Source organism: Arcobacter sp. CECT 8989 (assembly GCF_004116715.1).
Lineage (GTDB): Bacteria > Campylobacterota > Campylobacteria > Campylobacterales > Arcobacteraceae > Halarcobacter.
The window spans coordinates 18,457-36,374 of sequence record NZ_PDKE01000001.1; the positions used below are offsets into that span (position 1 = coordinate 18,457).

Consider the following 17,918-nt stretch of genomic DNA (forward strand, 5'->3'; position numbering starts at 1 on the left):
TTATTGAATTACAATATCAAGTGTTACATCTACTCCATTATCATTAAGAGTATAAGAACCACCATTAGTTAATGCTGTAGTATCTCCATCATTACCACCGTATTTAGTACCGTCTTTAGCTGTAAATTCTAATTTAGAAGCTGCATCTGCATCTAAAATAAGTTTTAAGTTAGATGAACTATCACCTGCCCAAGAGTTAAGTAAATCTGCTGTTAATTCAAACTCTGAACCAGTTCCACCATTATCTAAATTTAAATTAGTAAAGTCTATTTCTTCCATATTTGTAAATGAGTTTGCATGTCCAAATACTGTGTCTGTTGAAATACTTTGTGTTGTTCCGGTTAAAGTAATTTTATCAGCATTTGTATCACTTCCACCATCAATAACAAAGTCATCAATATTTGCAAAATCTAAAGTGAAGTTATCATCTCCAGCTCCACCATTTATATTTGAAGGTTCATCTCCACTTAAAGTAATATTATCATCATTTGATGAAAGATTTAAGTTTTCAAAATCTCCTAATTTACTAAAGTCTAAATCTCCTGAAACAGAATTAGTTCCAAATGATAAAGTATCATTTCCTCCTGAATCAGAGATATTTGTAAACTCATTAATAAAGTTATTAAACTCAGTTGTATCATCAAAAGAGATATTATCATCTCCATTAGAAAGATTTAGATTTTCAAAACCACTTACATCAATTAAATTTGCTGAATCAATATTCCCAGAGCTTGTTATATTTAAACTATCTGTTCCTATTGTTCCACTATCTGAAATATTATCGTTTACATCAATATTATTATGAGAAACATTAATAGTGTCACTTCCTTCACCTAATTCAACAGTATCATTTCCATTACTTAAATTAACTTCATCATTACCACTTCCTGTAATTATAGATAAATTATTACCTGCTGTTTCATTTATAGTGATATTTCCAGTTGAAGAAGAAGCATTAATATCTACTGATAAATTGTTGAAAGTAGTATTTCCAGTCATATTAGCTGTTAAATCTACAGAACTGATATTTGACATATCAATTACTCCACCACTTCCATCTAAAGCTAATGTACCAGTACCATTTATAGTATGTCCACTAATTATAGTTGCATCAGCACTTAAGGTATTTGAAGCTGAAATTTCTATAGAGTTTGAACCATTATTTACAGAACTAATTTCAAAATCACTACTTACTTTTATATCATTTGAAATATTTGATAAATCAATTAAAGATGCGGAACCACTAGTAATATCAACAATTCCATTTCCAAGTACAGTTTTACTTGAAATAACATCTGCATCAACACTTATTGTTTTTGTTGCAGTTGTTGTAATAGTTCCAACAGAAGCATTTAAAGAACTTACAGTCACAGTTCCATCTAGGATTATATTTGTAGAAATATTACTTAAGTCTAAAGTTCCATTGGCATCAGTTATTTGAACTGTTGCTGTTCCAGTTTCAGCTACTGCCATAGTTCCTAAAGCTGCAATTGTTGTTGTTAATACAACTGCATTATTTAATGAAATATTTTCTACATTTGTTAAAGTACCAGTTAAAGTAGTATTTGAAGTATAAACAACAGTATCATTTCCACTTCCCGTTGAAATATCTAAACTACCATCATCAGTTTGCACTTGAAGATTTGCAGATGAAGCTGAAGCATCTAAATCTACCCCTAAATTTTGTAAAACTGTAGAAGAAGAATCAAAGTCACCCGTTAAAGTATTAACTGTTACATTAGCTAAGTCAATTGTTCCAGAACCTTGTAAGTTTAATGTTCCTGTACCATCAATTGTTTTGCCACTTATATCTGTTGCATCTGATACAGTTAAAGAACCATTTACTGTAATATCACCTTGGTTTACTTTACTATCTTCTAACGTCACTGTACCTGATACTGTTATATCATTTGATATTCTACTTAAATCAACAGTCGTTGATGTCCCTGTTACAACTACATTTCCAGAACCATTAATTGTAAGACCATCTAACACACTTGCATCTGCTGTTAATATTTGCCCATTACTTACAGTAATAATACCTGTTCCTGCATCACTTAAAGTAATACTTGAATCAAGAATTAAATTGTTTGAGATATTACTTGCATCTAATATTCCAGTTGAATTAATAGTTAATGTTCCCGTTCCATTTACTGTAGCACCTGAAACATTTGAAACATTTGAAGTTAAATTACTTCCATTAATAGTAATTGTTTCAATAGAAGTTAAAGTTCCTGATAAAGTAGTATTTGCAGTATAAACTACAGTATCATTTCCAGTTCTACCATCAATATCTGTTGCTCCATTTGCAGTATTGATAATATCATTACCATTTCCTGTTTGAATAGATGATACACTATTTTGAGCATTTATTGTAATATTTGCACTTGAAGCTGAAGCATCAATATCAACTCCTAAACCATTTAATGTTGTTGCAGTTGTAAAATTACCATTTAATGTAGATACATTTACATTTGATAAATCAACTGTTCCACCACCTTGTAAGTTTAATGTTCCTGTTCCAGTAATAACTTTAGAACTAATATCTAAAGCATCTTCAATTGTAAGTACTGCACTGTTTCCTAAAGCAATATCTCCTTGACTTACTTTATTATTCCCTAAAGTTACTGTTCCATCAAAAGAGATATCATTTTGAACTGCACTTAAATCAACAGTAGAAGAGTTACCAGTTGATGCTATATTTCCAGCACCTGAAACATCTACTGAGTCAAGTTTATCAATTGCTGTTGTTAATGTAAACCCTGAACCAACTTCAACTGTAGAATCACCAAAACTTCCTGTGAAAGTAGAACTTCCAGTAAATTTGATAGTTTCATTTGCTGAGTTAGTTAAATTTAAAATAGCTCCAAAATCACTTGAACTATTACTACTTACTTCTACAACTACACTTCCATTTCCATTTACCTCATCTAAAGTTGTAGCTTGTGATTCTAAAATAGTAGTAGTTCCATTATTAACTGAGATTACATCTAAAATATTATTTGTACCATTTATATTTTTTGATGTTAAATCAATTGTATTATCTAATTCTAAAGTAACAAGACCATTTGCAGTTCCAGTTTTATTTATTGTTATATTATCAAAGTCAAAATCTGCACTGTTTGAAGTACCTTCAATGATTAAGTTTGCATTTCCTTGAAGTTCAATATTTAAAGTCTCATTATCTAAATCTGTTGCACTTAATGTTAAAGTATCGCCATTTGCTACTACTATATTTTCAAAGTTTAAAAGTGTTACAGAAGATAAATCTAAGTTACCACTTAATTGTAAAGTATCTGATCCATTTCCGGCATCTAAAGTATCAAGTCCACTTGTTGATGTTACAACAAAAGTATCATTTCCTGAACCAGTTTTTAAAATCTCTACATTATTTAATTCATCAGTTGTAGTTCCACCAATAGTTAATACTGATTGAGTATTACCATTTACATCAACTGTTATATTTTGAGTTGAAGCAGAATAATCAGCTGTATCAATACCACCTTTACCATCAAATGATTTAAAGTTAGTATCATCTTTTACAGAATCATTTATTAAAACATCATTTTGATTTGTACCAATAAAGTTTTCAAAGTCTGTAAAACTATCTTCTCCATCACCACTTACTGTTCCTGCATCATAATCTAAAGTGATTCCTGTACTAGAACCATCGTAAGATAATGTATCTTCACCAGTTCCTGCTTTAAAGATATTATCATTTGCATCACCTTGAACAATGTTTCCATTTTCATTATTTGATACATCAATATTTTCTATATATCTTACTTGGTCTACTCCATCACCTGTTGCATGATCAGCATCAGCTCTAAGATTGATATTAATAGCATTTGTACTTCCTGAATAATCTACCCAGTCACCATTTACGCCATCGTTTCCACCATCAATAATGTCATTTCCTGAGCCACCAATTAAAGTATCATCACCTTCTCCACCAAGTAAAGTGTCATCTCCTGCATTACCAATTAAAGTATCTGAACCATCTCTTCCTTCAAATACATTATTTTCATCATTACCAACCATAGTATCATTTGATGAAGTTCCAATAAATCCTTCAATATTTGTAATAGTATCATTCCCTGCAATTGTAATAACACTATCTGTACCACCTGAAGCATTTAAAGTTACATCTAAAGGTCCATTTACACTGCTATAATCGATAATATCAATATCATCTCCACCATCAATATTATCATCTCCATCATTTGTTGAAGCAACAAATACATCATTTCCAGTACTACCTTTTAATGTATCGTCTCCTACGCCTCCAATAATAGTATCATTATCTGCTCCACCATCAATATAGTCATTTCCAGCTTCACCATCTATTATGTCTTCTCCAGCATTTCCAAAAATTGTATTTTGACTACTATTTCCAGAAAGTTCATCTCCAACAGCACTTCCTGTTAAGTTTTCAATATCTATTAAAGTATCATTACCATCACCTGTTACATATGCTGTTGCATTACCAGAATCATTTAAGTTAATTACAACCTTTGCTCCAATATCAGTATAGTCTGCTGTATCTCCTGTACCTACACCAGTTCCATTTGCTCCACCATCTAAAACATCTGAGCCTGCTCCACCTATTAAAGTATCATCTCCTGATTCTCCATAAAGTGTATCGTTATTGTCTCCACCGTCAATAATATCATTTGAGTCTCCACCCCAAAGAGTATTTACTCCATTATCACCTGTGATATCATCTTCATATTGACTTCCCTTTGCATTTTCAATATTTCTTACAGTTTGATTATTTAAACCAATTGTTGCATTATCTCCTAATTGTAAGGTTACTCCATTTCCACCAGTTAAATTAGTATAATCTAAAAGGTCTATTCCTGCTTCACCATTAAGGAAGTCATTACCTAATGAACCATAAATTGTATCATCACCACTTCCCATAACTAAACTATTAGAAGAACTATTTCCTTGAACAATGTCTTTATTCGCTGTTCCCGTAACATTTTCAATATTTGTTACTGTTTCAGTATTACCAAATGTATCTATTGTTCTATTTCCTGCAATTGATGTAGCGTCATAATTTAAAGTTGTACCACTTAAGTTAACAACAACACCATTTGAACCATTTGCTTTAAATAGCATAGTATCACCATCAGCATCATGAGTACTACCATTAATAGTCTCTGTTCCCTCATCATTTAAGATAATATCATCACCACTACCTGCATTTATGTTATCAGAACCAATTCCACCTTCTATATAGTCATCTCCAGCATCACCATATATTTCATCGTCTCCATCATCACCATAAACTGTATCATTATTATTTCCAGCATGGATTTCATCATTATCATCTCCACCATTAATAAGGTCATTTCCATTTCCACCATAAATCAGGTCATCACCACCTCTACCATCAATGGTGTCATTTCCACCATATGTTCTTATCTCATTATTTTGGTCATCAAATTTAATAATATCTACTCTACTATTATGATCAGCAGTATAAATATTTTGTACTTGATATACTAAATCTGTATTTCCTGTTCCATCATTCTGTATTTCTTGGAACGTAACACCTGTATAGTCATTTACTCCATCTTTATTTACATCAACATCTATTGTTTGAGTAACATTTGCATCAAAAATAATTCCAGTAGTTCCTTCATATTCTCTATAGTCAATAGTATTTGTTCCACTTCCACCAATAATAGTATCATTACCATAAGCGGATTCAATTCTATCATCACCAGCCCCTAAATCATAGATATCATCTCCAGCTTCACCTCTAACTCTATCATTTCCACCATAGGTAATAAAGCTATTAGCATTACTGTTACCAAAGAAGTTTCTACTTCCAGTATTAGTAGTTGAATCTATAATATTATCAATTCCATAAACTCTTGTACTCCCTACAGTTCCACCTTCATCAAGATTTACATATGTTGAACCTATATTACTATTTTCAAAGCTTAGCCAATCATTTCCTGAAGCTGCTGTAGTTGTCCCACCATATAATCTATCATTTCCATCAGTATAATATAGAGTATCATCTCCATCTCCACCTTGGATAGTATTATCAGAGTCATCTCTTCCTGCTAACTTATCATTATTTTTAGAACCAATTATATGCTCTACATTTGTAACATAGTCTTTTCCACCAAACCCATCTTCTTGTACTGCAAAATCTGTTTTCCCAGCTGTATCAGTTTGATCTCTATCTAAATTTATATCTACACCAACATCTGTAGAAACTGTTTCAAATGTAATAGTATCTCCAGAAGAGTGAGTTCCACCATCAATATAGTCATCACCTCTACCACCATCAAAGATATCATCTCCTGAAAGTCCAAAGAATGTATCTTTATAGTCATTTCCATTATCTGTACCTACATAACCATTAAATCTATCATTTAATCCTGTTCCAATAATTGTTTCAATATGGTCAGCTAAAGTATCTGTTCCATCAGTACCTACATCTACTGTTGCCCCAGTATCCGTTCTATTTACTACAATTCCTGAACTTGTGATTATTTGTTCTTCATATGTTAAAGTATCAGCTCCACTTCCACCTGTGATATTATCATCACCTTTATCAAAATAGATAGTATCATCTCCGGCTTCACCATCTAAGATGTCGTTACCTTCTCCACCATAAATGAAGTCACCATCAGCACCACCTAAAATAGTATCAGCCCCTTCATCACCTTTTAAAGTATCAGCTCCTACTCCACCTTCAATACTATCATTACCACTTCCACCTAAGATTGTATCTGCACCATCATTTCCTAGAAGTGTATTGTTTGCACTATCACCTTTTATATTATCATCATTTGTACTACCAATTATTACTTCAATATCATTTGCAATATAATCTTCGTAACCAAATCCATCATCTATAGTTTTATCTTGGTCTAAATCAACATTTACACTTACATTTCCATTTGTAGAGAAATCTAAAGTATCAACTCCTTCTCCACCGATGAAGCTATCTTTTCCATTTGAAGAGTAGAATGTATCATCACCTTTATCTCCATCTAAAGTGTTTATTTCTGTTGCAATATCACTTCCTTTGATAATATCATCATTTTGAGTACCAATGATATTCTCAATTCCTTCTAAATTATCAAATTTAGTATTATCACCTACTAGTTGAACTTCTTGTTCATTATTAGTTGTAGCATCATTATCATCCCTTGATAAGTCTACATTTATAGCCCTACCATCATTTGAATCAATTGCACTATAATCAACAGTATCATTCCCACTATCAGTATGAGTTCCCGTATTTACATTTCCACCATAAATGAAATCACCATCTAATGTTGCATGGAAAGTATCATTTCCATCAAGACCTAATAATGAGTTTGCTTCACCTGTTTTTCCAGTTATAGTATCATTTGCACTTGAACCTAATACATCTTGAATATCATAAAGAGTATCTACACCTTGACCTACTCCATTTGCTTGGTTATTTTCAAGGTTAATAGTCATATCAACATTTACATCAGAATAATCTATTACATCCCTTGACGCATCAAAACTTGAGCTATTTTGCTCGTTTCCATAGATAATATCATTTCCAGAACCAGCTCTAAATGTATCAGCTCCTGTTCCACCTACTAAAGTATCATCTCCTGCATTTCCATAAAGAATATCATCAGATTGTCCACCAAAGAACTCATTATCAGCACCATCACCAATAATTGTATCAGCAGAGTTTGTTCCAATGATATTCTCAACTCCATCAAGATATTCACTATGTCCAAACCCATCATTAACAACTCTGTTATTTGGATCTACTTGTGTTAAATCAATATTAATTTCTTGTGTACCATCTGAAAAGTCAACTGTATCATCAAGTCCTGCTCCACCATCAATATAATCTTTTCCATCAAGACCTTTGATAGTATCATTACCATCACCTGCAATAATTGTATTGTTTCTATTATCTGCAGTGATAATATCATCTTTAGAAGTACCAATTACATTCTCTATATTTACTAAAGTATCAGTATCAACACCTGAGATTGCAGAACCAGTGCCTGTACCATTTAGTGTTACAGTAACAGAAGAGTTTAAATCAGAGAAATCAACTGTATCTCCATTTGCACCTTCACTTCCACCATCAATATAATCACTTCCTGCTCCACCTCTAATAATATCATCACCTGCTGCTGTAATTAAAGAGTTCCCTTGGGCATCACCATAAACTGTGTCATTTCCACTTCCTGTTATAATATGCTCAACTCCATCAATATACTCTTTATTTCCATAACCATCATTTTGAACTCTATAAGAAGCATCATCTCCTATAGTTTGTTCTTTTGTCATATCAACTACAACATTCTGACTACCATCTGAGAAATCAATAGTATCTTGTCCATCACCACCTTTAAAAGTATCTGCACCATCTAAACCTATAAGATAATCATTTCCGCTTCTACCTTCTATTAAGTTATCAGAATCATTACCTTTTATATAGTCTGCTTTTCCAGTACCAATTACATTTTCTATATTTGAAATTGTATCTGTCCCAAACTGTTCATGGATTCTTTGAGAAGAAGTATCTGAAAGGTCAATCTCTATACCAGTAAAGTCACCACCATTATAAGTTTCTGCAGATACAACTCTTGTATCACCTGTATCATCATTGATTAATACTTTTGTAAAGTCTAAAGTATCTGATGCACCATTTGGCGTTCCAGCATCACTATCATCACCATCAATGATATCATCACCAGTTCCTGCATAGATATAGTCATTTCCAGCTCCACCTTCTACAATATCAGAACCTGCTCCTTCAGTAATAGTATCATCACCAGCTAAACCATAGAAAGCATTTGAAGTTGCATTTGAGTCAATATCAACAATAATATCACCACTTCCACTAATATTAGAACCAATAATGTTTTCTATACTATTTCTGTAATCTCTTTCTGTTCCTACAAAAATGAAGTTTCCATCTGTTTCTATAGTTGATGTAGCATTAGAATAATCAGCTGTATCTGAACCTTCACCACCATAAAGGTCATCATCACCAGTTCCACCCTCTAAAGTATCATCATCATCTCCACCTTCAAGTCTATCGTTACCAGCTCCACCTTTTAAAATGTCTTCTCCAATTCCACCTTTTAAAGTATCTTCACCATCTAAACCAGAGATTGTATCATTACCAGCATTACCTTCTAAGATATTATTTTGATTATTTCCTGTAATATCATCAGCTTGTTCAGTTCCTTTAATATTTTCAATATTACTTACAGTGTGAGTATTTCCATTTATTGATACATTATCTCCATCAATGTCTGTTAAGTCAACAGTTACACCATGAGTAAGAACTTGTGAATAATCAACTGTATCTCCTGCACTTGTATTAGTTCCACCATCAATATTATCACCATCAAAGTCAGTTCCTACAAAAGTGTCATCACCTTCATTACCTTTTAAAATATCAGCTCCACTTCCACCATCAATGATATCGTTTCCAGCTCCACCTTCTACACTATCAGCACTAGCACCAGAATTAATTGTATCTGCCCCATCATTTCCAAGGATTGTGTTAACTTCTGCATTTCCTGTAATCGTATCGTTTCCAGAAGTACCAATTACATTTTCTATATCTTTTAATAAGTCTTGTTTAGAGTTTCCACTTACTTGTGCTGTGGCAAAGTTATTACCATCAAGGGTACTTAAATCTAATACTAAATCTGAAGAAGAGTTAGAACTATAATCAATCCAATCTCCTGCAACTTCTGAAGTTTCACTTCCCCCTTCTATAGTATTATTTACCCCTGAAGCAGTTACAAAAGTATCATCGTAATCTGAACCAACTATATGTTCAATAGAGCTTAATGTATCTCCATCACTTGCTGTTCCTGCATGTAAATTTACTGTAACACCAGCAGTTAAAGCAGCATAATTATAGTTTGCTTTATCAGTTCCAGTTCCACCATTTAAAATATTTGCACTTGTATTTCCAGTAAAAGTATCATCCCCACTAGTTCCAGTTATATTTTCAATATTTCTAATAGTATCTGTGTGTTGTAAGTTTCCAGCGTCATCATAGACTTGAACACTTGAATCAGTATCTGTAGTTTCTGCTAAAGTTGCTACAATTTTATTATTTGAATTAGTTAATGCACTATAATCAATAGTATCACTATCATTTGCATTTGTTCCACCATCAATAGTATCAGCTCCATCATCTTGTGCTGTTGCAAAGAATGTATCGTTTCCAGTTCCACCACTTAGAGTATCAGCATCTGCTCCACCATAGATATTGTCATTTCCTTCATCACCTGAGATATTATCTGTACCAGTTCCACCGTATAAAGTATCATTGTCATTTCCACCTAATAAAGTATCATTTCCTGCTTCACCCCAGATTGTATCATCGCCACTTCTACCCTCTAAGATATTATTTTCGCTACTTCCTTTAATAGTGTCATTCTCTTCTGAACCAATTACATTTTCTATATCATAAAGTTCATCTGTTCCTTGATCATTTAAGTTTGAACTATAAGCTCCACCTTTTGAAGCTAAATCTGTAGTATCATCAGTTTCTAAATCAACAGTCATACTTGTAAGAGCACCACTGTAATCAACTGTATCAGACTCTCCATCATCAACACTTGCTGTAACTTTTCCTCCACTTATAGTAACAGTTCCACCAGCAATAATATCATCGCCTTTATCACCTCTTATAGTATCATTTCCAGCTTCACCAATAATTGTATCAGCATCATCTCCACCTTCAATATAATCATCATCAGCTCCACCATAAATTTGGTCAGCATCGGCTCCACCATAAATACTATCAGCTCCAGCATCACCTTTTAAAATATCAAAACCTGAACCACCTCTTATGATGTCATCACCTGTTCCACCTTCTAAAAGGTCACTTCCTTCTTCACCCCAAAGTTCATCATTATCAGCTCCACCATATAAAGTATCACTTAATGCATTTCCTCTTAAAGTATCATCTCCTGCCATACCTGAAATAGTATTTGCTTGATTATCACCTGTGATATTATCTTTTAAGTTTGTACCAATTACATTTTCTACATTTGTAATTGTATGATGTACGTTTGTTGTATCACCATCAACATAAACATTTGCAGGACTTCCTGCTTGAAGTACAATATCAACACCTCTATCAGTAGAAAATCCTGATGTATCTATAGTGCTATAATCAATAGTATCTATCTCACTTCCACCATCAATTACATCACCACTATAATCTGAAATATCTGTAGAGCCTACATTGAAGCTATCATTTCCTGCATCACCATATAAGTAATCTGCATCAGCACCACCAATAATAGTATCAGCTCCATCTCCACCATGAAGTTCATCACTTCCAGCCATACCAGATAAAGTATCATCACCTCTTTGCCCATAAATAGTATTTGAAGCACTATTTCCAGTAATTGTATCAGCTCCATTTATAGCTGAATCAGAACCTATAATATTTTCAATTCCATATAATGAATCTTGTTCTTCACTTCCTGTTGTAAAACTTCCATCACCATCATTATCAATAGTTACTGTTGAAACTGTATTTTCATTATCTTCTAAAGTTACAGAGATTTTATTTTGATTTGTATAATCAACTGTATCACTACCACTATCTGTATGAGTTGCTCCATTATATGAACCACCATAAATAGTATCATCTCCACCAAGACCTACAAACGTATCATCTCCCGCATTTCCACCTTGTAAGATGTTTGCATCATTTGTACCTTGCATACTGTCATTTCCAGCTCCACCAATTGCATTTTCTATACTATAAATAGTATCATCATCAAGTGAGTCTCCAAGAACTGTTGAGCTATCATTTAATAAGTCTAGTCTTAAATCTTTTGAACTATCTAAATACTCATAACTAATAGTATCATTACCCGTTGAACCATTAATTGTATCAGCTCCTGCTCCACCTAAAAGTGTATCTGCACCTGCTCCACCAAAGATTGAGTTATCATTTAAGTCAGCATAGATTGTATCATCTCCACTTCCACCAATAATATTTTCAAATCCTTTGATAATATCATTATCACCACTTGCAACCTCTACTTGCCAAGCATCATTAGTACCACTTCCACTTTCAAATTCATGTGTTGCATTTTGACCAATATTTACAGAGATATTTTCACTTAAATTTGAGTAATCTAAAGTATCACTATTTCCAGCTGCTCCATCATATGAATCAGCTCCGTCATTTGCACTAGTTGCTTTTACAGTGTCATTACCTTCTCCTGCAAGAACAGTATCTGCTCCATCTCTAGCTTCGATATAATCATCACCTCTTTGAGCATTGATAATATTATTACTATTACTTCCGTAAATAGAGTCTGATCTTACTTCATCATTTGAACCAATAACATTTTCTATTCCATATAAAATATCATCACCCTGACCTTGTTCAGAGTTATTTCCATCTGATTTTCCATAAGTTTCAGTTCCAGAGATTCCACCAGCTAAAGACACATCTAAATCAATGATTAAAGATTCAATTGCATTTGAATAATCAACTGTATCATTTCCAGTATCTGTTGTTTCATTTCCACCATAAATAGTATCATCTCCAACTCCACCAGTTAGAGTATCATCTCCACTTCCACCTCGTAAAGTATCATCTCCACTTCCACCATCTATTGTGTCATTTCCTGCTTCACCTCTTAAGTCATCAGCTCCATCTTCTCCAAATAGTTGGTCATTTCCATCTTGTCCAAAGAAAGTATTATTTTGAACATCACCTTTAATATAGTCATCATCTTGTGTTCCAACAACATTTTCTACATTTAAAATTTCATCATTGTTTGAATGACTATGAACTGTTACTGTTTTTTCGTTTGCACCATCAAGTGTTACTGTTATACCTTGAGCATTTGCAGCTGCACTATCTATAGCAGAATAATCAATTGTATCGTTTGTACCAATTCCACCATCAAAATAATCAGCTCCATCTTCTGCACCAGTTAAAGTATCATTTGTATCATCATATGCCCCAGCAATGAAAGTATCATCACCTTTTCCACCTTCAATGCTATTATTTGCAGTTGAACCAATAACTGTATCATCATTTTGTGAACCAATTAAATGTTCAATGTTTAAGATTGTATCTGTATCAGAAGTTGAAACAGTTTGAGAGTCTGTCGTTCCTAGATTTACATTTATAGAGTTTGTATAGTTTTCATAAGAGATTGTATCATTTAAATCTCCTGCACCCATTCCACCATTTATAGTATTTGTTTTTTGGTCTTCATTCATAATGAACATATCATTTGAAGTTCCACCAATCGCATTTTCTATACTGATAATAGTATCAACTTCAGGGGCATTTGTAGAAGCTTGGTTATTTTTAAAATCTACAGTTACAGAAAGAGTTTCATCACTATAATCAACAGTATCACTTCCTTCTCCACCATCTATATAATCATTTCCACCTTTTCCACTGATTAAATCATCACCATCTAGACCTCTTAAAGTATTTACATCGTCATCACCAGTAATAGTATCATTACCATTACTTCCTGTGATATTTTCCATATCTTTTAAATAATCAGTAACTGTTGATGAACCACCTTGATAAATATCAGCACTATAGTATCCATCTGCATCTGCTCCACTTGATAAATCAATTACAACTTTATCTTGTGTTGCATCATTTACTGTGATTCCCTCATAAGAGATACTATCTCCATTTGTTTCACCTGATTCATCATCATTTCCATCAAATCTATTTGAAACATCAAGTTTTGAAACAAAAGTATCATCATATTTAGAACCAATTGCATTTTCTATATTATGAAGTTCATCTACACCTTCACCAGTACCTTGGTTATTTACAAAATCAACAGTTACACCATTTGTTGCATTTGAATAATCAACTGTATCAACTCCCGCATCACCATGAAGGATATCATCATTTGCTCCACCTAATAATGTATCATCTCCATATCCTGCATAAATAGTATCTGAACCATCTCCTCCATAAAGAATATCATCTCCACCATTTACATCAGTTCTAGCTTCATCATCTCCATAAATAGTATCTGATTCACTTCCACCTTTGATTTCATCATTACCTAGTCCACCTACAAGTAAGTCTTCTCCAGCTTCTCCTAAAATAGAATCATCATCAGCTCCACCATAAACTCTATCTACTCCGGCACCTGCATAAATAGTATCGTTTCCAGCTTCTCCATAAAGAGTATCTTTCCCATCACCAATTCCACCTAAGATAGAGTCATTTCCAGCTCCACCATAAATAGTATCAGCTCCTTCTCCACCATCTAAATATTCATATTGTGTAGAGCTAGTGTTATTATCAGTATTATCTCCACCGTGGATTACATCATCCCCTGCTTCACCTTTAATAGTATCCGTTCCAGCTTCACCTTTTAAAGTATTATTCGAACTATCTCCAGTAATGGTATCTTCATTTTGAGTTCCAACTATATTTTCAATTCCTGAAACGCTATCATTTCTAACAGTTGAGTCTGAAGAGTTTTTAAGAAGTAAACTCTGAGAACTTAAATCAACATCTACATATAAAGTATTATCACTAACTAAACTAAAATCAACTGTATCTCCAAGACTTGAGTTACTTCCTCCAACGATAATATCCGCTTCACTACCTACTGCTGCTTCTTTTACAAAGAAAGTGTCATTTCCATCTCCACCTTGGAAAGAGTTACTATCAGAGTTACCAGTAAAAGTATCATCTCCTGCTGTACCAATTACATTTTCTATATTTATTAAAGTATCACTTCCTTGTGCTACACTTGATAAAGTTACATCTACATTTGCACTTGAAGTATTTGATAAATCAACTATGATACTGTCATTTGCTCCCGTTAAAGATGAATAATCAACAGTATCATTTTCATCATTTACATGTTCAGAGTTTGGATTAGCTAAATTTGTAATACCACCATTAAAAGTATTTGATTCACTATTATTACCTTTAAACATATCAGCATAAGCTGAACCAATTACATTTTCAATATCAGTTAAAGTATCATTTCCTTGACCTCCACCAACATTTTGAGAGACTCCATCAATACCTAAATCAACTGTTACCCCACTTATTGCATCAGAATAATTTACTGTATCTCCATTTGTATCTGTTCCACCATCAATGATATCATCTCCTGCACCACCTGCTATGATATCATCTCCCTCTTGTCCTTTTAGTGTATTTTTATTTCCATCACCTGTGATAGTATCGTTACCATGACTTCCAGTAATATTTTCAATATTTTCTAAAGTATCTACTACATCAGCTCCTGAACCTTTAATGGTTACAGTATCGTTTGCACCTGATAAATCAGCAATAATATAATCTACATTTTCAGTTCCTGTATAGTTTGAACCAGCTTTATCATTTTGTAAGTTAGTATAATCAACTGTATCACCATTTGTTCCATGGCTTAAACCATTAAAGTTGTTTGCTTTTGTATGGTCTGAATAGAATGTATCATCTAAAGAAGACCCTTTAACATTTTCAATATCAATTAAAGTATCATTTCCTTGAGAAGTTGAGATAAATTGAGATGAAGATAATCCTAAGTCAACAGTAACTCCATCACTTGAGTTTTCATAACTTGCTGTATCACTTCCAGTTCCACCATCAAGGATATCATTTCCACCTTCACCTTCTAAGATGTCATCTCCAGCATTACCTTTTAAAGTATTTGCTAAATTATTCCCTGAAATAGTATCTGCTAAATTTGAACCAGAGATATTTTCAATATTTGAGATAGTGTCATCATTTATAGTATCACTTACATCTATTGTTGTAGTAGCTCCATTATCTTCTAAATTAACATTTATTGAATGGTTTGTATCTAAACTTGAATAGTCTAAAGTATCACTTCCATTTGCACCATTGATTACATTTATTTCATCAAACTTAGTAATAAAAGTATCGTTACCTTCTCCACCTTTAATATTTTCAACATCATAAAGAGTATCTGTTTCTAAAAGATTTGAACTTCCATCATATACTTTTGCATTTTCATTTTCTAAATCTACAACAACATGGTTAGTTCCATCTGATAAATATTCGTATGTTACTAAATCAGAGAAATTATCAGTTCTATCTTCACTTCCACCATAAATAGTATCATCTCCACCTCTACCCATAAAAGTATCAGAAGCATCACCACCAATAAACAGTTCATTTTCACTATCTGAACCATAAATAGTGTCCCCTGAATCACTTCCTACTACTTCTTGAATTGAGATTAAATCATCAGATGAACCATCTCCATCATTTGAAACCTCTATGGCATTTTCCATATCAACTACAATTTTTCCAGCTGCATTTGAATAGTCTGCTCTATTTGTACCACTTCCACCATCTAAAGTATCAGCTCCAGCACCACCACTTAATGTATCATTACCTGCATCACCTTTAAGTGTATTTGCATTTGCATCACCTTTGATAGTATCATCTTGTGATGAACCTGTAATATTTTCTATCTCTTTTATATAATCATTTGAAGAGCTATCTACATTTACTGTTACATAATTATCATTTGAAGTATCAATATTAGATAAATCCACATTAATAGCTGAATCTAAAGCTGAGTAATCAACAGTATCACCACCATTGTTTTCGTCTACTTCTCCACCAATTATATAATCAACTCCATCGTCTCCATTTTCTAAGATGCCATCACCATTATCATCAAGTCCTGCTTTGAAAGTATCATCACCGTCACCACCAAGTAATGTATCACTTCCTGCTGCACCTACTAATGTATCATCGCCTTGGAAACCATCTAAAAGATTTGAATCATTATCTCCAGAGATATTATCATTTTTAACTGTTCCTTTAATATTCTCAATATCTTTTAATCTATCTGTTTCAGCACCAATAACAGCATCTGCATATCCATTTGTAGTGGCATTTAGGTTTACATCTAAGTAATCACCTACTTTAGAAGAGTAATCAACAGTATCTCCACCGTTTTCTTCTTCTCCTTCTCCACCATCTATAGTGTCATTTCCATCACCACCACTTAGATTATCACTTCCTAGTCCACCAAATAAAGTATCATCGTCAGCTCCACCATCTAAAGTGTCATCGCCATCTCTACCATAGATAATATCAACACCTGCTTCACCTTTAATATCATCATTTCCAGTTCCAGATTCTGTAGTGTTTTCATCATGTTCTTGGCTTCCTCCATAAAGGATGTCATCATCAGCTCCACCTTTAATGATATCATCACCTGCTCCACCTAAAATAGTATCATCAGAAGCACCACCATCTATAATATCAACTCCGGCATTACCTTCTAGTTTATTTTTTAAAGCATCTCCTGTAATCGTGTCATTTCCAGCTCCACCAATTACATTTTCTACATTTTTAACACCAGTATCATTTGTACCATTTTCAATAACTACTTGATTACTAGTATCTTGGTCTAGAGTTATTGTAATACCTTGATTTGAAGCTAAATTTTCATAAGAGATAGTATCACTACTTCCACTTCCTCCATCAACACTATCAGCTCCATCATCTGCTCCCATAATAAATAGATCATTTCCAGCTTCACCTTCTAAAGTGTCATTTCCACCTAAACCATTTATTGTATCGCCTTCTGCTCCACCTTTAATAACATTTGCATTGTTGTTACCAGTTAAAGTATCAACTCCACCTGAACCAATAAGGTTATCAAAGTTTGAAACACTATCTGTATCATTTGTACCATTTCCATCTGTATCTACATTTGAAATAGCATTTCCAGTAGATAAGTTTACATTTACACCTGAACTAATACTTGCATATGATAAAGTATTTGTTCCAGTTCCTCCATCTAAAGAGTCATCACCGTGTCCACCATCTATTGTGTCATTACCACCAAGACCTAAAATAGTATTGTTTTCACTATTTCCAGTGATAGTATCATCTTGTG

General features: G+C 33.2%; 1 protein-coding gene (running past one end of the window). It reads right to left on the reverse strand.

Annotated features, from left to right (window positions below; translation table 11 throughout):
* Window positions 1-17,918: the 3' portion of a calcium-binding protein gene (locus CRV02_RS00070; protein ID WP_129088622.1), read on the reverse strand. 9,178 nt of this gene lie beyond the right edge of the window; only the last 17,918 of its 27,096 coding nucleotides appear in the window; its start codon lies beyond the right edge, outside the window — the gene reads right to left on this strand; it ends in the stop codon at window positions 1-3.